The organism is Pseudomonas sp. TMW22091, assembly GCF_022496705.1.
In the GTDB taxonomy this organism is placed as follows: Bacteria; Pseudomonadota; Gammaproteobacteria; order Pseudomonadales; family Pseudomonadaceae; genus Aquipseudomonas; species Aquipseudomonas saxonica.
In genome coordinates, this window is record NZ_SCFI01000008.1 from 53,523 (window position 1) to 72,285 (window position 18,763).

The window sequence follows — 18,763 nt, forward strand, 5'->3', positions numbered from 1 at the left end:
CCGAGTATGGACCAAGATTGCTTGAAATTCCTGTATTTGCGGGGGTTTACACGATGTATTTGATGTAAATAATCTTTTTTTGGGCGTTAAGCCGATGGCTGTTTCTCGCACAGACGGCGGCGCGGTAGAAGGGTAGCAGCCTGAACCTGAGCGCTAACTGAACGGGGGCTGAAAGGTCGTGCAGCACTCAGTGCCTGGCAATTGTGTAAAATGCCGGCCCCTTGAATTGACCGGCCCGACCGATGACTCCTGAAGCGTTAAGCACTCTCACCCAGCATTTATCGACCGCTCTGGAGGCTGCGCCGGCAGAAACCCGGCGTTTGTTCCATGGGCGTGGGCGATGCTGGCCGGGGCTTGAGCAATTGACGGTGGACTGGTTGCAAGGCGTGGTGTTGGTTTCGCTGTTCAAGGAGCCCGAGCCTGAGCAGCTTGAAGCGCTGAAGCAATTGTTGCTTGACCTTGCACAGCAGCCCGTGTGGCAAGCCAGTGGCGCGCACACGCTGGTCATGCAGCATCGCTATACCCTGCAAAGTGATACCGAATGGTTGGTGGGGGAGGCGATTGATGAGTGGACGCTGACCGAGGGTGGGTTGCGTTATCGCGTCGACCTGGGCCGCAAGCAGAACAACGGCTTGTTTCTGGATATGCGCTATGGCCGCGATTGGGTGCGGGCCCATGCCGAGGGTAAGCGAGTCTTGAATTTGTTTGCCTACACCTGCGGTTTTTCGGTCGCGGCCATCGAAGGGGGCGCTCAGCATGTGGTCAACCTCGATATGTCTCGCGCCGCACTGAGTCGGGGTCGTGACAACCACCGGCTCAATGGGCACGACATGAGCAAGGTGAGCTTTCTCGGGCATGACCTGTTCAAGTCCTGGGGCAAGGTCAAAAGCATGGGGCCGTATGATCTGGTGATCATTGATCCGCCGTCTTTTCAGAAAGGCAGCTTTCTGTTGACCAAGGACTACCAGCGCGTGGTGCGCCGTTTGCCCGAACTGCTGTCGGAGAACGGCACGGTGCTGGCTTGCATGAATGATCCGGCGTTAGGTTCGGACTTCCTGATTGAAGGCATCACCGTCGATGCCCCCGCCTTGAGGTTTGTAAAGCGTCTGGACAACCCGCCGGAATTTCCTGACGCCGATGCTGAGTGCGGTTTGAAGGCACTGGTATTCAAACAGGGCATTTGACAGGCAAAAAAAAGCCCGCGGGGGAGGGTGCGGGCGAAGGGTTCATTAAATGAGCAACGCGAATATAGCGCGCGTTACCTGCAAAGACTGTGAAACAAATTTCATGTGTGTAGCCGCTGCTAAAGACCTTTGGCGCATGCGCAGGGCTACACGAATCGAGTGTTACTTGGTGCGTGACGACTCGAACAGGAACCAGACGCGCTCTTCAGCTTCGTCGATCCAGTTTTCCAGCAGGCTGGTGGTGGCGACGTCGCCCAGCTCGGAGCACATGTCGTGGGTTTCACGCATGTAGCCGGCCAGCTGGATATTGTCTTCGCGCAGCTCTGCCAGCATGTCTTCCGGGGTTACAAAGTCGGCGTCGTTGTCCAGCAGGCGCTGAAGTCGTTTGATATGGCCGATCGAGCGAATGGTGGTGCGACCCAGCTTGCGCACGCGCTCGGCAATGGCATCGGTTGTGGCATAAATCTGGTCGGCTTGTTCGTCCAGCAGCAAGTGGAAGTCACGGAAGTGTGGGCCGGACATGTGCCAGTGGAAGTTTTTGGTTTTGATGTAGATGGCAAAGGTGTCTGCCAGTAGAGCATTCACTTCAGCCGCAATATTGATGCAGGCTTCTTCGCTCAGCGCCGTAGGTGTCCGCAGATCGGCCTTTCTGCTTTCCTTGGCGGATTTCAGGTCTTTCATGGTGGTTCCTCGTGATGGCTGTGAATGAAAACAGGTGGGGTATGCCCGCTGACTAAAGACCACGATCAGTTTTCCGTCAAACCTGTCAGACCGCTGCACCTCAGCGGTTACACTCATCGACTCCCGAAATAACACGATCGTTCAAGACTTTTTTCACTCGAACTGCGACCCTTTGACGCTGCTGACTGCCCGGATGCTTTTAGATGCCTACTACTGTTCCTCGCATTGCATTTACCCGCGGTGCGATTGCCTGTCTTCCTTTAACGTTGGCGTGCGCGCCCTGGGGCTTGCTTGCAGGCTCAACGGCGATTGATGCCCAACTGACCCCGATGCAAAGTCAGGGCTTGTCTTTGTTCGTGTTTGCCGGCGCTGCCCAGTTGGTGGCCATTGGCATGATCAAAGGCGGCGCCAGTGTGATTTCGATTTTGGTGACCACGCTGCTGTTGACCTCGCAACACCTGTTGTACGCCATGCACCTGCGCCCGTTGGTGGCGCCCCTGTCTGGCAAGTGGCGTCTAGGGCTGGGTTTCTTGCTGACGGACGAGTTTTTTGCGCTGGTCAGCCCGTTTGACCGTCAGACCTTTAATCGCTGGTACGCGCTGGGCGTGGGCCTGTGCATGTACGTAGGCTGGAATATTTTCACTTTGCTGGGTGTGGTGCTGGGCAAAAGCATTCCGGGGCTGGATCAGTTGGGGCTTGAATTCTCGATTGCGGCGACCTTTATTGCGCTGATCACCCCGATAGTGCGCAACCTTCCCACGGTGGTGTGCGTGGCGGTTTCACTGCTGTGCGTAGTGCTGTTCAGCCATTGGCAATGGGAGTCGGCCATTGTTCTGGCGGGCCTTGCCGGCATGAGCGCGGGCTATGTGTGCAAGCGCGTGGGAGGGTACTTGGCATGATCTGGGTGATTATTGGCGGGATGACACTGATTTTGTTTTTCAACCGCTACCTGTTTCTGGAGCCGCGCTTGCCGATTCGCCTGAATCGCGGGGTCAAGGAGTTCCTGGGGTTTGCTGTACCAGGAATGCTGACGGCGATTTGCGGGCCGATCATTTTTATCAAGGATCACACCTTGAACCTGAGTCCAGGCAATCCTTATCTGCTGGCGGGGCTATGCGCGATAGGGCTGATGCTCTGGACCCGCAACGTGTTGCTCAGTGTCGTGTTAAGTGTGGCGTTGTTTTACCTGTTTCGCTGGTGGCTATGACCTCGGCAGCAGCGCGGGTAGAGAAGGGGCCGCTGACGGTAACGCCATCGCTGACGACGTACCAACAGGCGAGCAGGCCGTCAGCCCTGAGTGGGGCGGGAACAGCGCTGCCAATGACTGACATGACATGAACGTTGGGCATAGACACCTCCGGCTAACAATGGGGTTAGCTTACGGCGGTGGCCACCGTGCAAAAAATCATTGCGGGTGATAGTGGCCATTGATGTCAGTGTGGATCAGTCGACCACTTGGTCAAGCATGTGCATGACGTCCTCTTCGCTCAACAGGCCCTGATGGACAAGATGCTGGGCCAGCAGGGACAACATTTTTGCGTTGCGATGGCCTTCCAGCTGCTTGAGTTCCGTCAGGGTGTTGTAGACCTTGTTGGAGGTGCACAAGCCTACAATGCGGTGCGGGTTTTGAGTTGGCATACCAGGCGTCCTTGTTTTTATTGCGTGTCGTGGTCTTGGTGCATACCGCTGCAGGGCGTTACTTAATGCCGCATTTGCAGCGGGTTAGCAGATTCACAAGCGACTTTCATGCCAGTTTGTTGACTTTGTGCCCTCAGCCCGCGAGCCGATTACCAGCGAGGTGGCGGGCCGTAGTAGCCCCGTGGCGGGCCGTAGTACATCGGCTGCGGCCGACCGTAATGACCTTGATAGTAGACCGGCTGCGGCGCTTGTACATACACCGGCTGTGGCTGGTAATACACGGGCGGGGGCTGCACATACACCGGTTGCGGCTGAACATAGACGGGTTGTTGTTGTACATACACCGGACGTTCTTGCTGGCCGGCAAGCACCGAGCCGATGACGGCAGCACCGACTACTGCGCCGACGATGGCCGGGCCGGCACCCCAGCCGCCATGGGCTGAAGCCGGGCCTGTGACAGCCAATGCGCCAATAAGTAAAGCGACTGCGGGGAGAGTACGCATCATGACGATTCCTCGAACTTCACGGCCCGCATAAAGCGTGCGGGGATAACCATCAGACAGCGGTTTTGGAAAAAACTGCGAAGCCCGTGAGTAAATTTTGTGTAAGGTCTTGCGGGGCTGACACGTTTAAGCGCTGCACCTCACGTACCAGCCAAACCTATCATTGAAAAACATTCAGAAAGGAGATGGGCATGCAAATGAATCCGGATAAAGACACCCGGTTGTGTATATCGCTGTCGGGTCGACCGGGTAACTTCGGACTGCGTTTTCATAATCATCTGTATGAGCAACTGGGCCTCAATTTTTACTACAAGGCCTTTACCACCAAGGACCTTACGGGGGCCGTGACCGGTATCAGGGCGTTGGGGATTCGCGGATGCGGCGTGTCCATGCCATTCAAGGAAGCCTGCATCGCGCTGGTGGATGAACTGGACGCCTCAGCGCAGGCGATTGCGTCGATCAACACCATCGTCAATACCGACGGGCATCTCAAGGCCTACAACACTGATTACATTGCCATCGCGCAATTGTTGCAGACCCATCAGGTCCCAAAAGACACGACCTTTGCCCTGCTGGGCAGCGGCGGCATGGCCAAGGCCGTGGCGAGCGCCTTGCGCGATGGCGGTTATCGCAACGGTTTGGTGGTTGCACGCAATGAGCAGACCGGTACCGCGCTGGCGACGAGTTGTGGCTACCCGTGGCAGGCGCAATTGGGCGCACACAGGCCGCAAATGCTGATCAACGTATCGCCGGTGGGTATGACGGGCGGGGCTGAAGCGAATGATTTGGCTTTTGGGGAGGATGCGGTAGACCGCGCCGAGATTGTTTTCGACGTGGTGGCAATTCCTGTCGAAACACCGTTGATCAAGCGCGGGCGTGCACAGGCTAAGCAGGTAATCACCGGTCTGGAAGTGATCGCGATTCAGGCGCTAGAGCAGTTTGTGCTGTATACCGGCGTTCGTCCTACCCCTGAGCAGTTTCAGGCGGCTGTGGCCTTTGCTCGCAGCTGACAAGGTGGCGGGCGAGTCACCTCGCCCGTTCGCAGGTTTACTCCAGCTCTGCCAGGCGCGCTTCCAGTGCGGCAATGCGCGCCTCCAGCGCTTCAAAACGTTCCAGCGAAACACTTGAGCCGCTGCTGCGTTCTGCAGGTTGCTGACGGGCAGCTATCAGGGTGTCGATATCCGCCGGATCGCCCAGTGCATGCATGTAGCGATCTTCGCGCTGGCCGCTCTGGCGTGGCACCAGTAGTGCCAGATCGCGTGCTATCAAGCGTTCGAGCTGGTGCTGCACTTGTTCGGTGTCTTCAAAGTCGTGCATGCGCGAACTGCGCGTCAACAGCTCGTTGAGGGTTTGTGGGCCGCGCAGAAAGAGCAGGCCCAGCAGGATCACTTGCGCGGGCACCAGCTCCAGCGCCTTGTCGACTCGATGTTCCCAGCGGTCTGCCCGGCTACCCATCACCAGTCGGGTAAAACCCCGACCTTCCAGTGCGCGCAAGCTGTGCCCGACTTGCCCCTGGGTCAGGCTCATCACCGGCTCGCGGCTGGTTTTCTGGTTGCACGCCAGTACCAGCGCGTTGAGCGTCAGTGGGTAGGTTTCAGGATTGGTGGCTTGTTTCTCGATCAGAGCGCCGAGAATGCGAATTTCGATGGCGTCGAGCCGGGGTTCGCTGAGGTCGTCGAGGAGGGTGCTGTCTGGGGACTGACTTGAAGGGGCTTCCATTTTTTCTTCTCCATTTATAGCCAGCGGCCATTGTGGAGTTTTTTGTGCGCCAGAGCGACTGCCATGCACTTGAATAACATCACTCGTCGCCTCGTAGCAGCTGACGAGCTCTGCGAGGCTGCGTTCGACGATGCAATCGTCGCAAGATCTGCGGGTGCGGAGTAACGAATAGCAAAAAAGCTGGCCGTTTTGCATCTGACGTACCGGGCTTACTGGTTTTACGACGGCTTTGCCGCCGAACGCAGCCTCGCAGAGCTCGTCAGCTGCTACGAGGTTTTTGCGTGTTGGGTTAACGGTTAACCAGCTTCGCCGGGAGTGCGATTACCAGCAGGCTGCTCAACAGCAGGCAGAGCGCGAAGAACCACAGCGCGCCGTTGCCGCTGCCGGTGACGTCGATGGCAATACCCATCAATGAGTTGCTCACCAGCCCGGCAATATTGGCCAGCGAGCAGGCCAGGGCAAAGCCGGTGGCTGCGGCGCGGCCTTTGAGGAAGGTCGCCGGCAAGCTGAAAAACACCGGTACGGCGCCGATAATGGCCGCCGAGGCAATGCCGAACAGCAACACCGTGGCAAACACGTTATGGCTGAAAAAGGTGGTGCCAGCCATCGCGGCCGCGCCAATCAGGAACGGCACGATGATATGCCAACGGCGTTCGCGGCGCCGGTCAGAACTGGCGCCGATCATCAGCATGCCAATCACGGCGGCGGCGCTGGGCAGGGCAGTCAGTACGCCAATATGGAAGTTGTCCGCCACACCCGCATTGCGGATGAAGGTGGGCATCCAGAAGGCCATCGCGTAGGCGCTGAGCAGAATGGAAAAATCGATACCGCCGAGCATCCAGACTTTCAGGTTGAAGAAGCCGTCGCGAAAGCTGTGTTTGCTGTGTTTGCCTTCAGCGTCATCCAGGCGCAGCTCTGTTTCGAGCAGGGTCTTTTCTTCGGGGCTCAACCATTTGACCGAGTGATGACTGTTGGGCAATGCCCAGAACGTCAAGATACCTAGCAGTACGGTGGGCACCGCTTCGAGGATAAACAACCATTGCCAGCCGCGAAGGCCCGCCGTGTTGTCGAACGCCCCCATGATCCAGCCCGACAGCGGCCCGCCGATGACGCTGGACAAGGGCATGCCGATCATGAACAGGGCAATGATGCGCCCGCGCCGATGGGTCGGAAACCAGGTGGTCAGGTAATACAGCACGCCCGGCAGAAAGCCCGCTTCTGCCGCGCCCAACAGGAAGCGCACGATATAGAACTGGGTCGGTGTGGTGACGAGCATGGTGCAGGCTGACAGCAGGCCCCAACTGATCATGATCCGGGCGATCCAGACTTTGGCCCCGACTTTTTCCAGGGCCAGGTTGCTCGGTACTTCGAACAGGATATAGCCCACAAAGAACAGGCCAGCACCCAGGCCGAACGCCGTTTCACTGAACTGCAAGTCGCCGAGCATTTGCAGCTTGGCAAAGCCAATGTTGATCCGGTCCAGATAAGAGGCCAGATAACAAAAGCAAAGAAAGGGAATGAGCTTCCAGGTGATCTTGCGATAGAGCACCTGTAGCGGGTCTGCGACAGGGGTCGCAAGGGTAGTACCAGCATTTGCAGAGGGCATGTGTGTCTCCTGGCGGTGACGTATTGTTATGGTATGTAGCCGCGATCAGTGCTTTGGCAGGCTCGTACTGCGGCTTCCAAAGGCAGAGTCAGAAGACTGGGCAGGCCTAGAATCAGGCCCTTGCTCAGTAGTGGCGACCAGTGCTCTGTGGCCCGGTTCTGTGGCGGACTACCCTGTCCGCCGGTCAATCTATTGGCTGACTTTGAATTGCTTGATGGCCTCCTGCTTACTGACAACGTCGCCGTATTTGCTATCGATATCGAACAGATTGGCTTCATGAGGTGCGCTGTGGCGGTCACCGACGCATTCGCGCACAACGATGGTTCGAAATCCGTGCTGCACCGCATCCACCGCCGTGGCCCTGATGCAGCCGCTGGTCGAGCAACCGGCCAGCACCACGGTGTCGACGCCTTGAGCGTGCAACAGGGATGCCAGACTGGTGCCGAAAAACGAACTGGCGTACTGCTTGCTGATCACTATTTCGTCCGGGGTGGGCTGCACGGCCTCGCAAAAGGCGGCCAGTGGATTGCCCTCAACCATGTCTTTCATGACCGGGGCTTTTTTAACCCAGATGCCACCGTCGATAAAATGCCCCGGGTGATAACGAATGTTGGTGTGCACCACCAGTTTCTGCTGATCGCGGGCGCAAGCCAGCAGTTCGACGCTTTCGGCTACGGCACTGACCACACCGGGAGCGAACAGGGGTGCGCCCTCAAGGGTGTAGCCCTGCATAAAGTCGATCATCAGCAGCGCCGATTTTTTACCGAAACCGATGCGTTGGCCCCATACGCCCTGATAGTTGGCGTCGGCACTAAGCTCTTCAGACATGTTCAGCTCCTATTGATACGCGCCTGAAAGTAATGCCCCGGCACCCGGAACAATCGGCTCCAGATTGAGGGCCTTAAGCATGGCGTAAGTGGTGGCGATGGCAGCGGTCAGTACGGGTTTGCCGGTTTGCGCTTCGACTTGCGGCACCACGGGCAGCGACTGCATTTGCACGCAGGCCGACAGCACAATGACGTCCACGCCTTCAAGGTTCATGCCGCTGACAATGCCAGGCAGGTTGGCCGGGTCATGCCGGGCCACTTGCAGGTTGTCGGGGATTTCCAGCGCACGCCAGTCCACCACTTCGAAGCCTTCCTCGCGGATGTAGTCCACCACCAGCTCGGTCAGCGGTTTCATATAGGGCGCGACAATAGCGATTTTTTTCGCGCCCATCACCTTCAGTGCGTCGATGAGGGCGCCAGCGCTGGTGATCACGGGGGCGTTGCCGTCATTTTCAGCCGTGGCCCGGGTCAGGCGCTTCTCGGATTGACGGTGATAACCCAGGCCCATCGCCATGATTGCCACCAGGCAGGCGTAGCCCAGTACGTCCACTCGGGCGTCGGACAGTTCGATGGCGCAACGGTCGGACTCACCGTCCATGGCGGCCAGCTCTTCTTTGCGGACCTGCTTCATGCGCATGCGGCTGGAGTGAAAGGTAAAGCGCTCGGGGCGGATCAACTGGCGCGCGGTCAGCATCGCCGGAATCTCGGTTTCCATGGTGGTGTTGGAGCTCGGCACAATCTGGCCGATACGGTAAGGCTTGATCACGGGTGACTCCTTTGAGGGTGGGCGAGGAAGGCGATGCAGGCAGTCAGGAACCCTTCAAGGTCATCCCACGGGATCATGTGCCCGGCGTTTTCGACGCGTGCGATCTGGATTCGCGGTTGCAGGTCAAGTATTTCGGCTTCGTCTTCGGGTTGAATCACGCCGCCACGCCCGGCCACCATCAACAGCGTCGGGACGGTGAGGGCGGGCAAGTCTTGATGAAAGTCCACGTCATGGAAGTCATTGAAGGCGCGAACAATGGCAGGCTCATAGCAGGTGTGCAGCCATTCGGCGCGCAGTTGCAATTGCTCCAGCGTCCAGGTTGGGCAGAAGGCGCGCATGGCCTGTGCGTCCATGCCTTGTTGAGCCAGACGAATCGAGTCCACGTACCACGGCAGTTTGCTGGGGTACTCGCGACGACCCGGCCCGGACACCGGCGGGTCGATCAGCACCAGGCTTTTCACGCCTGCGGGGTGCTGCGCTGCACTGCGCACCGCAAAGCGCGCGCCCATCGAGTGGCCGGCCAGGTGGTAGTGGTCAAAGCCCATGGCTTGAGCAAACGCGTTGATGTCGTCGGCGCACACGTCACTGCTGTAATCGAGTTCAGGTCCGCTTGAAGACAGCCCGCGCCCGCGCACATCCAGCACGTAGGTGTCGAATTGAGCGCCCAGGCGTTCAGCGACAAACCCCCAGGTAATCGCCGGGCTGGTGATGCCGGGTATCAGCAGCAGAACCGGTTTGGCGCCATTCTGCTGGCCGCCGTAGCGCAAGTAGTGTTGGCGAATGCCGTTGGCCTGAACGTTGCCGCCCTCTATAAACGTGCTCATGCGACCACTTCCGATTCAAGCGCGTGGCTGTAGATGTCGTAGCCATAGACCCAGGCCGGATCTTCCTGGGTGCGCAGCCAGGTGTTGGCGTTGGAGACGGCTTGTACGCGCGAGGCGCGGTCTTTGCGATTGGCTTCGTACAGGTTGAAGGCGGTGCGGTAGTCGCTCAGCCCGGTTTCCTCCAGGCAGCGGGTGAGCATGGCGGCATCTTCAATGGCCATGCCGGCGCCTTGGGCCATGTGCGGCTTCATCGGGTGGCAAGCATCCCCCAGCAGTACCAGTCGGCCACGGCTCCACAGCGGCAGCGGGTTGCGATTGAGCAACGGCCATTTAGTGACACTTTCGCTGGAGTGGATCAGAGCCTGAACGGTCGGGTTGTAACCCTGGAATGCGTCAAACATTTCTTCGCGACTGCTGTCGACGAAATTGCCCTGAAAATCCCAGGCGGCGTGAGGAACGCCGGTAACGTAGTAGTACTCATCGCGCTTGGCGGTGGTGTGGTAGACCATCATGTGGCGGTCTTCGCTCCACCATTTAACGCAGTTCTCGAAGTTCAGGTTGTAGCGGGTCAGGTCTTCGCTGCGAATCAGGGCGCGGTGGGCGACCCAGCCGCTGTACAGCGGTTTTTCTGCGCCGAGCAACTCTTCACGAATTTTCGAATTGATGCCGTCCGCACCGATGACAATATCGGCTTGGGTGCGGGTGCCGTCGCTGAAGAACAGGTTGACGTGGGTGTCGGTTTCTTCGAGGCGGGTCAGGCATTTGTTGAAGTGAGTGGTGCCGGGGGCGATGGTCGACATTTGCAGTGCGTGCAGGTCACCCCGATGCACGGTGATGTAGGCCGCGCCGTATTCCTTGCGGGCAAACTCACCCAGCGGGATGCGCGACAGGTAGTCGCCGCTGGCGCCGTCCCGGCTGAACCAGAAGTCAGGGTGCGAGCCCATCTCGCTGAGCTGTTGCTCAATGCCCATACGGCGAAAAATCTTCATGATGTTGGGGCCCATGTGAATCCCCGCACCGATGCGGGAAAACGCCGGGGCCTGCTCATAAACATCGACCTGGAATCCGGCTTTCTGCAGCAGCGTGGCGGCGGCAGCACCGCCCAGGCCGGCGCCGACGATGGCGATTTTCTGTTGTGTGGGCATGCAAGGCTTCCTTTTATTCTGAAAATGACTGGCGCTAGGCGTGCGGCTTCGTCCAGATATTTACAGTGTATACGCTATATATTTTTATTCTGCATAGACCCTTCGATAAAAAAATGTTGACTGAGTCGCCAGCTTTTTAATGGGTGAAAGCCCTTAAATGCAGGAAATTACTGGAGTATGTGGGTTTGAATCCCGCGAAAAAAATAATTTACGTGAAGTCATAAATAGCGTGTACGCTCTAGTTTCGAGGGGCTAACGTCTCGCTTGAATTCTGCGGAGCGAGCGAGTGAGGGTGTTGCCCGTATGCAGCCAGTCAATTGAGAGGATGAGTGAATGCCGGTAAGCGACTGCGAGTTGACTCAAATGTTTGAGCACGTGTTGTCACTGTCAAAAGTGGATGCGACCCAAAGCGTTGCGGTGCTCAAGAGTCATTATTCCAACCCGCGCACCGTGCGGGCGGCGATGGAGGCCGCTCAACGGCTGGGGGCCAAGGTGTATGCCGTGGAGCTGCCTTCGTTCAACCATCCAATGGCCATGGGCAATGACATGACGGCCTACTGTGGCGATACGGCCCTGACAGGCAACATTGCCGCCCAGCGGGCGCTGGAAGCGGCAGACCTGATCGTGGACACCATGATGCTGCTGCATTCGCCGGAGCAGGAGCAGATTCTCAAGACCGGCACACGCATCTTGCTGGCGGTTGAGCCGCCGGAAGTGCTGGCGCGCATGTTGCCCACCCTGGCGGACAAGGCCCGTGTGCTGGCGGCTGAAAAGCTGCTCAAGCAAGCGCGCTCGATCCACGTGCGCTCCAGGGCGGGCAGTGACTTCAAGGCGTTGCTGGGTCAGTACCCGGCGGTGACTGAGTATGGCTTTGCCGATGAGCCGGGCCGTTGGGATCACTGGCCCAGCGGATTTCTGTTTTCCTGGCCCAACGAAGAGACCGCCCAGGGCGTGCTGGTGATCGACGTGGGCGACATTGTGCTGCCGTTCAAAAACTACTCGCGCGAGCAAATAACGCTGGAGATCGACAAGGGGTTCATTACGTCTATCCACGGAGGCTTCGAAGCCGAATACCTGCGTGATTACTTGAAGTATTTCAATGACCCTGAAGTGTATGGCATCTCCCACATTGGTTGGGGCTTGCAGCCGCGTGCGCAATGGACCGCCATGGGGTTGCACGACAAAAATGATGGCATGTGCATGGACGCACGGGCATTTGAAGGTAATTTTCTGTTTTCAACCGGGCCCAATACCGAAGTGGGTGGCACCCGCAAAACCCCGTGTCACCTCGACATTCCGCTGCGTCATTGCGACGTGTATCTGGATGACGTGGCTGTGGTCACGGGCGGGGTGGTTAACGAGATGCAAATGCCGCGACCGCAAATTTCGTAGCAGCTGACGAGCTTTGCGAGGCTGCGTTCGACGATGCAATCGTCGCAAGATCTATGCGCGCGATGTATCTGAATCCCCAAGCCCGGGCTTTGTATCTGCCTGGGGTTTGGGCTTGAGCGGTTTCACGACGGCTGCGCCGCCGAACGCAGCCTCGCAGAGCTCGTCAGCTGCTACGCACTATGTGTAAGAGCCTGCGCAGGTTAAGGTCACACCCCATTTCCCAACAGACATGCAACCTGAGAGCCTCATGAATTACGATTTTTCCGAGCAGGTGGGCCATTTATTGCGCAAAGCCTACCAGCGCCATATGGCCATTTTTCAGCAGAACATTGGCAACTCACAATTGACCGCCGTGCAGTTCATTACCCTGTGTGCAGTCCACAATCACGGCCCCAGCTCATTAAGTGAGTTGATCAAAGCCACTGCGGTCGACCAGGCCACGATTCGCGGCATTGTCGAGCGTTTGCAGGCGCGCAATCTGATCAGTCTGGCGCCTGCCGAACACGACAAACGCAAAGTGATCGTCAGCCTCACGCAGGACGGCGAGCAATTGGTGCGCGAAACCCAACCCCACGCACTGCAAGTGAGCGAACTGACCATGGCCAACCTCAACCCGGCTGAGCGGGTCGCCATGCTGTATCTACTGCGAAAAATGGTCGATGACGGCAGCGAATAAGCTGATTGACGTGCTTGGCATCGTTCTTGCTCCCGGTTTGGTTAAGTAGTTACTTCATCAAACCGATAAACCTCTTGTCTCTGCGTGTGCAGCGCTTTGTTCCGCCCGTTTCATGAAGTAAACACTTAATAAGATCCGCACAACACAGCGCGGACATTGCTACCTGGGGAAGCCTTGAATGAGCGATCAAACCCTTGCGCCGCTGAAAACGGTAACACTCGACGTCAACGGCCAGCGCGTCGTCGTCAGTGCCATGGCCGATACACCGTTATTGCTGATATTGCGCAACGATTTGCAGCTCAATGGCCCTAAATACGGCTGTGGCCTGGGCGAGTGCGGGGCATGCACAGTGATCATCGACGGGGTAGCCGCACGTTCCTGTGTGTTCCCGCTGTCGGGTGCCGAAGGCCGAATGATTACCACCCTTGAAGGTCTGGGCAGTCGCGAGCGGCTGCACCCGGTTCAGCAAGCCTTTATCGATGAGCAGGCCGCGCAATGCGGCTATTGCATGAACGGCATGATCATGACTGCCAAGGCGCTGCTTGATCGCAATCCCCATCCCAGCGAAGAGCAGGTGCTGAACGAGCTGTCAGCCAACCTGTGCCGTTGCGGCACCCATATCGAAATTGTTCGAGCGGTCATGCGTGCCGCCCGTCAAAAGCCTTGAACGGATAATGACTATGACCCTTACCACGCTCACCCGTGATCAGTTGTTGGCCAAGTCTGGCGTTTTGCTGGTGGTGGATCAGATTCAGCCGCCTTCCGGGCCGGTCGCTAAAGGCGGCGTACCGGTGCTCAAGCCCAAGGAGCAGGGGCTATTTATTGCGGTTAACGATGACGGTCAGGTGTATGGCTTTAATGGCCACGTCGATCTGGGCACGGGGATCCGCACAGCGCTGGCGCAAATCGTTGCGGAGGAGCTGGATCTGGCGCTGGAACAGGTGTGCATGGTGTTGGGTGACACGGACAATGCACCCAATCAGGGGGCAACCATCGCCAGTGCAACGCTGCAAATCACCGCCGTGCCTTTGCGCAATGCGGCGGCTGAAGCACGCCGTTTTCTGCTGGCCCGGGCGGCCAGGCTGTGGGGTGTCGATGCGCAGTCATTGCAGATTGAAAACGGTGTGGTCAACAGCAGCGATGGCCGTCACCTGAGCTTTGCCGAGTTGGTAGCCGGCGAGCAACACGTGGTGAGTATCACCGGCGATGCGCCGCTCAAGTCAGTGCACGATTATCGGCTGGTCGGCCAATCTTCGGCGCGGGTAGATATTCCCGCCAAGGCCACTGGCGAGTTGACCTACGTGCATGACATGCGCCTGCCCGACATGCTTCACGGGCGGGTGATTCGCCCGCCCTATGCCGGGCTGGACAGTGGCGACTTTGTCGGTAAAAGCCTGTTGCACGTGGACGAGTCATCCATTGCGCATATTCCCGGCGTGGTCAAAGTGGTGGTGATCGGCGACTTTGTGGGCGTGGTGGCGCTGCGTGAAGAGCAGGCTATAAAAGCCGCACAGGCACTCACGGTGACGTGGAAACCCTGGAATCAAAAACTCCCCGACATGTCGGATGTCGAGCAGGCCATTCGTGATAACCCGCGTATCCAGCGTGTTGTTCTGGACAAGGGCAATGTGCAGCAGGCATTGGAGCAGGCCACTGAACGAATGCCTCGCAGCTACCTGTGGCCCTATCAGATTCACGGTTCCATCGGCCCGTCCTGCGGGCTGGCGCACTATCACCCGGAGCACATACGCGTATGGTCAGGCACGCAAAACCCGCACTTGTTGCGCGCAGATCTGGCTTGGCTGCTGGAGTACCCGGAAGAACAGATCGAAATTATTCGCATGGAAGCGGCCGGCTGTTACGGGCGCAACTGTGCCGATGACGTGTGTGCCGATGCGGTGTTGTTGTCACGCGCCGTGGGCTTGCCCGTGCGGGTGCAACTGACCCGTGAACAGGAACATGTGTGGGAGCCCAAAGGCTCGGCGCAATTGATGGAAGTGGATGGTGGTCTCAATGCCGATGGTGGGGTTGCAGGCTATGACTTCCAGACCAGTTATCCCTCCAATGGTGCGCCGACCCTGGCGTTGCTGCTGACCGGTCGGGTCGAGCCGGTGGCGGCGATGTTTGAAATGGGCGATCGGACGTCGATTCCGCCCTATGACTTTGAACACATGCGCGTCACCATCAACGACATGGCGCCGATGGTGCGGGCGTCGTGGATGCGCGGTGTGTCGGCGTTGCCCAACACCTTTGCCCACGAGTCGTATATCGATGAGCTGGCCTTTGCCGCCAAGGTCGATCCGGTCGAATACCGTTTGCGCTATTTGAACGATGAGCGCGCCTCGGAGCTGGTCAAGGCCACGGCTGCGCGTGCTGGTTGGCAAGCACGCACCGAGCCGATGCAGACACCCGGCCAAGACACTATTTTGCGCGGTCGGGGCTTTGCGTACGCGCGCTATATCCACAGTAAATTCCCCGGCTTTGGCGCGGCGTGGGCAGCGTGGGTGGCGGATGTGGCGGTCGACCGGGTCAGCGGCGAAGTCTCGGTGACCCGGGTGGTGATCGGTCATGACGCGGGCATGATGGTGAATCCGGCGGGGGTGCAGCATCAGATCCACGGCAATGTCATTCAGGCCACCAGTCGCGTGCTGAAAGAGCGCGTGACGTTTGAAGAGTCGACGGTCAGCAGCAAAGAGTGGGGCGCTTATCCCATTTTGACCTTCAAGCAAGTGCCGAAGATCGATGTGATGATGATGCCGCGTCAACAGGAGCCACCGATGGGTGCCGGGGAATCGGCCGGTGTACCCAGTGCGGCGGCCATTGCCAATGCCATTTTCGATGCAACCGGTATTCGCTTTCGCGAACTGCCGATCACCCCCGAGCGGGTATTGGCGGCACTCAAGCAATCAGAAGGTGAAGCGGCTCCAGCGCCTGAAGCGGCCAAACCCAAGCGTTCAAAATGGTGGTTTGCACCTGTGGTGGCGGGGTTCGGTGCGCTGATCGGGATGGCGGCAACGGCGTTGCCGTGGCGGGCGGAAATCGCCCCCATTGCGCCGCCGGCGCTCGGCACCTGGTCGGCCGCAACTCTGGAGCGCGGGCGTTTGCTGGCGGCGGTGGGGGACTGCGCGGTGTGCCACACCACACCGGGCGGCGTCACCAATGCGGGCGGGCTGGCGATGCAAACGCCTTTCGGCACGCTGTACAGCACCAACATCACCCCCGATCCGGAAACAGGCATTGGCAAGTGGTCATACACGGCGTTCGAGCGGGCCATGCGCGAGGGCATCAGTCGGGACGGAAAACATCTCTATCCGGCTTTTCCATACACGTCTTTCAGAAATATCGACGATGCCGACATGCAGGCCCTGTATGCCTACTTGATGTCACAAGACCCGGTGAGTCAGCCAGCCAAGGCTAACGACATGCAATTCCCGTTCAACATGCGGCCGCTGATGGCGGGTTGGAATGCGATTTTTCTGCGCTCGGGGGAGGTCAAGGCGCAACCGCAGCGCAGCGCGCAATGGAATCGCGGATCGTATCTGGTCAACGGCTTGGGCCACTGCGCGGCCTGCCATTCGCCGCGCAATTTCATGGGCGCAGCAAAGGGCGGTCAGGCATTTTTGGCCGGAGGTACAGTGGATGGTTGGGAGGCGCCAGCGCTGAACGGTTTGTCCAAAGCGCCAACGCCCTGGACCGAGGATCAACTGTTTACCTACCTGAGCACGGGTTATTCCGATGCTCACGGTGTGGCCGCTGGGCCGATGGGGCCGGTGGTCACTGAGCTGGCCAAGCTGCCCGATACCGATCGGCGGGCGATGGCGGTCTACCTGGCGTCACTTACTGATCAGGCTCAGGCCGAGCCGGTCGAGACCCCGCAAGCAGCGCAGGCGAGTGCGCAAGCCGTGTCGCTAAGCAACGGCCAGCGAGTGTTCGAGGGTGCGTGTCAGGCCTGTCACGCCGACGGGGCCGGGCCAACGCTGTTTGGGGTCAGCCCGTCTCTGGCCAATAACAGTAATGTGCACAGCGCGCTGCCTGACAACCTGCTCAAAATCATCATGCAGGGCATTCCGGTTCCGGCAACGGCGGACCTGGGTTATATGCCCGCCTTCAAAGACAGTCTGTCGAATCGCCAGCTCAGTGAGCTGGTGGCGTATCTGCGTCAGCGATTCGCCCCGGCCGAGCCCGCGTGGCAAGGGTTGGAACAAAGGGTTGCGCACCTGCGTGCCAACCCTGGCTCTCACTGATCGGCGGTGTCTATTGGCAGCACCCTGACACCGCGTATCACCAGATCGCTGATGAACGCCAGCCAGTCTTGCTGCTGGCCAGGATCGGCGAGGTTCTGGCCCAGAAATGAGGAGAGCGTGTGCTGGTTGGAGTTATAGAAGTAGCACAGCGAGGCGATCATCAAGTAGACGTGATTGATGTCGACGTCCAGGCGAAAAAGGCCTTGCTGCTGACCTGCCTCGATAATCGGCTTGATCACCCCGACGGTGGTCGCCGAAAGCCGGCTCAGCTCACGCGATTGCTTGGCGTGCTTGCCTTTGTGCAGGTTCTCGATCGTCAGAATGGCCACGAACTCGGGGTGAGCCACGTAGTAATCCCAAAAGAATCCCACCTGTTGGCGCAAGGCTTCCACCGGTTTGCTCAGGTCTGGACGGCGCCCGCTTTCGGCCTGATTGAACGCTTCGTAGGTGTGTTCCAGCACGTGAAGAAACAGGTTTTCCTTGCTGGCGAAGTAGTAATAAATCATCCGGTCGTTGGACTCGGCTTCTTTGGAGATTTGCTCGATGCGCCCACCGGCGTAGCCATCCCGGGCGAACACGGTGATGGCAGCCTTGAGAATGCGCGCCTTGGTCTGATCGGCCTGATGAGCCCGGACACCGGTTTTTTTGTTCACGCTGTTGTCCTTCACGATTACGCGTAGCGCGGTGGATGGCGGAAAAACTGCCGTCGATGGTACGGCAATTCACTGAAAAAACATTGGGGACGGCGGCGATGAGTGAACTATGTGGCGTACTCGAGGCATTGGACGAGGCCGACAGTAACAAGGACGAGGTGGTACTGGCCACCGTGGTCAAGGCTGAAGGCTCGGGCTATCGCCGGCCCGGTGCGCGGGTGGTGATGCCGCGGCTGGGTCAGGTCAGGCGTCAGGCGATCCGGGGATTAATGAAAGATGGGAGGATGAGAGGAGAGCGGTGCGCCAGAAGTTGGAATGCATGTCTATAATCGCCGCACATTCCATTCCTGCCCACAGACTGTCGAGACCTTTATGACTATCTCTCTGTACGCTGCTTCTGTTCCTGTGTTCAAGCAAATGCTCAACGCCCTGAGCGGTGTTCTGACCAAGGCCGAAGCGCATGCGACGGCCAAAAACATCGAGCCAAGCGTGTTTCTGCAAGCGCGTCTGGCGCCGGATATGTTCCCGCTGGTGCGTCAGGTGCAAATCGCGGTTGATTTTGCCAAGGGTGTTTCGGGGCGTCTGGCTGAAATCGAACTGCCGAAGTACGACGACGCTGAAGTGACCTTTGCCGACCTGCAAGCGCTGATCAGCAAGGTATTGGCCTTTGTCGATGCAATCAAGCCCGAGCAAATCGACGGCAAGGAAGGTATCGAAATCATCACGCGTCAGGGCACACCCAAAGAAAAACGCTTCACTGGCCAGTCGTACCTGCTGACTTACGGCCTGCCGCAGTTTTTCTTCCACGTGACCACTGCTTACGCGATTCTGCGCCACAACGGCGTCGAAATCGGCAAACGTGACTACATGGGCGCGTTCTGATTTAGCTCGCAATGGCTGGCGAG

The 18,763-nt window shown here is 58.5% G+C and carries 21 protein-coding genes; 10 read left to right on the forward strand and 11 right to left on the reverse strand.

What is annotated here, in order from left to right; all coding sequences use genetic code 11:
* Positions 1 to 242 precede the first annotated feature (242 nt).
* A complete protein-coding gene (locus EQV93_RS15845; protein ID WP_240891890.1) occupies positions 243 to 1,184 on the forward strand; it encodes a class I SAM-dependent methyltransferase in 942 nt (313 codons plus the stop codon).
* Between the two features lie 162 nt (positions 1,185 to 1,346).
* Here the strand turns inward: EQV93_RS15845 and EQV93_RS15850 are convergent, their stop codons facing one another.
* The gene (locus EQV93_RS15850; protein WP_122785630.1) at positions 1,347 to 1,865 is read right to left on the reverse strand and encodes a Dps family protein; all 519 of its coding nucleotides are present in this window, start codon (positions 1,863 to 1,865) and stop codon (positions 1,347 to 1,349) included.
* A gap of 203 nt (positions 1,866 to 2,068) precedes the next feature.
* On the opposite strand from EQV93_RS15850, the gene EQV93_RS15855 reads away from it, so the two are divergent.
* Together EQV93_RS15855 and EQV93_RS15860 are read left to right on the forward strand one after the other, a co-directional pair.
* A complete protein-coding gene (locus tag EQV93_RS15855) occupies positions 2,069 to 2,764 on the forward strand; it encodes an AzlC family ABC transporter permease (RefSeq protein ID WP_146424436.1) in 696 nt (231 codons plus the stop codon).
* A complete protein-coding gene (locus tag EQV93_RS15860) occupies positions 2,761 to 3,072 on the forward strand; it encodes an AzlD domain-containing protein (RefSeq protein ID WP_122785628.1) in 312 nt (103 codons plus the stop codon). The genes EQV93_RS15855 and EQV93_RS15860 overlap by 4 nt, the downstream gene beginning before the upstream one ends.
* Here the strand turns inward: EQV93_RS15860 and EQV93_RS15865 are convergent.
* The 3 genes from EQV93_RS15865 to EQV93_RS15875 form a co-directional block, all read right to left on the reverse strand.
* Positions 3,020 to 3,214, reverse strand: a complete 195-nt coding sequence (locus tag EQV93_RS15865; protein ID WP_122785627.1) for a hypothetical protein — start codon at positions 3,212 to 3,214, stop codon at positions 3,020 to 3,022. The genes EQV93_RS15860 and EQV93_RS15865 overlap by 53 nt on opposite strands.
* 94 nt (positions 3,215 to 3,308) lie before the next feature.
* Positions 3,309 to 3,503 carry a hypothetical protein gene (locus EQV93_RS15870; RefSeq protein ID WP_122785626.1) on the reverse strand — a complete coding sequence of 65 codons (195 nt, stop codon included), beginning with the start codon at positions 3,501 to 3,503 and terminating at the stop codon, positions 3,309 to 3,311.
* A 149-nt stretch (positions 3,504 to 3,652) separates the two neighbouring features.
* A complete protein-coding gene (locus EQV93_RS15875; protein ID WP_122785625.1) occupies positions 3,653 to 4,009 on the reverse strand; it encodes a hypothetical protein in 357 nt (118 codons plus the stop codon).
* A gap of 188 nt (positions 4,010 to 4,197) precedes the next feature.
* Here EQV93_RS15875 and EQV93_RS15880 point away from each other — a divergent pair, with 188 nt between their 5' ends.
* Positions 4,198 to 5,016, forward strand: coding sequence for a shikimate 5-dehydrogenase (locus EQV93_RS15880; RefSeq protein WP_240891891.1), 819 nt, complete (start codon positions 4,198 to 4,200; stop codon positions 5,014 to 5,016).
* 37 nt (positions 5,017 to 5,053) lie between these two features.
* On the opposite strand, the gene EQV93_RS15885 is transcribed toward EQV93_RS15880, so the two are convergent.
* The 6 genes from EQV93_RS15885 to EQV93_RS15910 form a co-directional block, all read right to left on the reverse strand.
* A complete protein-coding gene (locus tag EQV93_RS15885; protein ID WP_240891892.1) occupies positions 5,054 to 5,725 on the reverse strand; it encodes a YceH family protein in 672 nt (223 codons plus the stop codon).
* 289 nt (positions 5,726 to 6,014) lie between these two features.
* Entirely contained in the window at positions 6,015 to 7,331 is a 1,317-nt protein-coding gene (locus tag EQV93_RS15890) for an MFS transporter (RefSeq protein ID WP_122785622.1), read from the reverse strand.
* Positions 7,332 to 7,520: 189 nt separating this feature from the next.
* A complete protein-coding gene (locus tag EQV93_RS15895) occupies positions 7,521 to 8,159 on the reverse strand; it encodes an N-carbamoylsarcosine amidohydrolase (protein ID WP_240891893.1) in 639 nt (212 codons plus the stop codon).
* Between the two features lie 9 nt (positions 8,160 to 8,168).
* Positions 8,169 to 8,924, reverse strand: a complete 756-nt coding sequence (locus tag EQV93_RS15900) for a maleate cis-trans isomerase family protein (protein ID WP_146386552.1) — start codon at positions 8,922 to 8,924, stop codon at positions 8,169 to 8,171.
* Complete coding sequence (locus EQV93_RS15905) at positions 8,921 to 9,748, reverse strand: alpha/beta fold hydrolase (protein WP_240891894.1); 828 nt, start codon at positions 9,746 to 9,748, stop codon at positions 8,921 to 8,923. The genes EQV93_RS15900 and EQV93_RS15905 overlap by 4 nt, the downstream gene beginning before the upstream one ends.
* Positions 9,745 to 10,893 carry an FAD-dependent monooxygenase gene (locus EQV93_RS15910; protein WP_146424429.1) on the reverse strand — a complete coding sequence of 383 codons (1,149 nt, stop codon included), beginning with the start codon at positions 10,891 to 10,893 and terminating at the stop codon, positions 9,745 to 9,747. Before EQV93_RS15910 ends, EQV93_RS15905 begins: the two co-directional genes overlap by 4 nt.
* A 333-nt stretch (positions 10,894 to 11,226) precedes the next feature.
* On the opposite strand from EQV93_RS15910, the gene EQV93_RS15915 reads away from it, so the two are divergent.
* The 4 genes from EQV93_RS15915 to EQV93_RS15930 all read left to right on the forward strand — a co-directional run bounded on the left by EQV93_RS15915 (position 11,227) and on the right by EQV93_RS15930 (position 17,205).
* Positions 11,227 to 12,285, forward strand: a complete 1,059-nt coding sequence (locus tag EQV93_RS15915; RefSeq protein WP_240891895.1) for a 2,5-dihydroxypyridine 5,6-dioxygenase — start codon at positions 11,227 to 11,229, stop codon at positions 12,283 to 12,285.
* A 247-nt stretch (positions 12,286 to 12,532) separates the two neighbouring features.
* On the forward strand, positions 12,533 to 12,961 hold the full coding sequence (locus tag EQV93_RS15920; RefSeq protein WP_233609056.1) for a MarR family winged helix-turn-helix transcriptional regulator: 429 nt from the start codon (positions 12,533 to 12,535) through the stop codon (positions 12,959 to 12,961).
* 178 nt (positions 12,962 to 13,139) lie between these two features.
* Positions 13,140 to 13,628 carry a (2Fe-2S)-binding protein gene (locus EQV93_RS15925; protein ID WP_122785615.1) on the forward strand — a complete coding sequence of 163 codons (489 nt, stop codon included), beginning with the start codon at positions 13,140 to 13,142 and terminating at the stop codon, positions 13,626 to 13,628.
* 13 nt (positions 13,629 to 13,641) lie between these two features.
* Positions 13,642 to 17,205, forward strand: coding sequence for a molybdopterin cofactor-binding domain-containing protein (locus tag EQV93_RS15930; protein ID WP_240891962.1), 3,564 nt, complete (start codon positions 13,642 to 13,644; stop codon positions 17,203 to 17,205).
* Here EQV93_RS15930 and EQV93_RS15935 read toward each other — a convergent pair.
* Positions 17,199 to 17,858, reverse strand: a complete 660-nt coding sequence (locus EQV93_RS15935) for a TetR/AcrR family transcriptional regulator (protein ID WP_146386557.1) — start codon at positions 17,856 to 17,858, stop codon at positions 17,199 to 17,201. The genes EQV93_RS15930 and EQV93_RS15935 overlap by 7 nt on opposite strands.
* 35 nt (positions 17,859 to 17,893) lie before the next feature.
* Between EQV93_RS15935 and EQV93_RS15940 the strand changes: the two genes are divergently transcribed.
* Together EQV93_RS15940 and EQV93_RS15945 are read left to right on the forward strand one after the other, a co-directional pair.
* Positions 17,894 to 18,187, forward strand: coding sequence for an XdhC family protein (locus tag EQV93_RS15940; RefSeq protein ID WP_240891896.1), 294 nt, complete (start codon positions 17,894 to 17,896; stop codon positions 18,185 to 18,187).
* A gap of 43 nt (positions 18,188 to 18,230) precedes the next feature.
* Entirely contained in the window at positions 18,231 to 18,740 is a 510-nt protein-coding gene (locus tag EQV93_RS15945) for a DUF1993 domain-containing protein (RefSeq protein ID WP_122785611.1), read from the forward strand.
* Positions 18,741 to 18,763 lie beyond the last annotated feature (23 nt).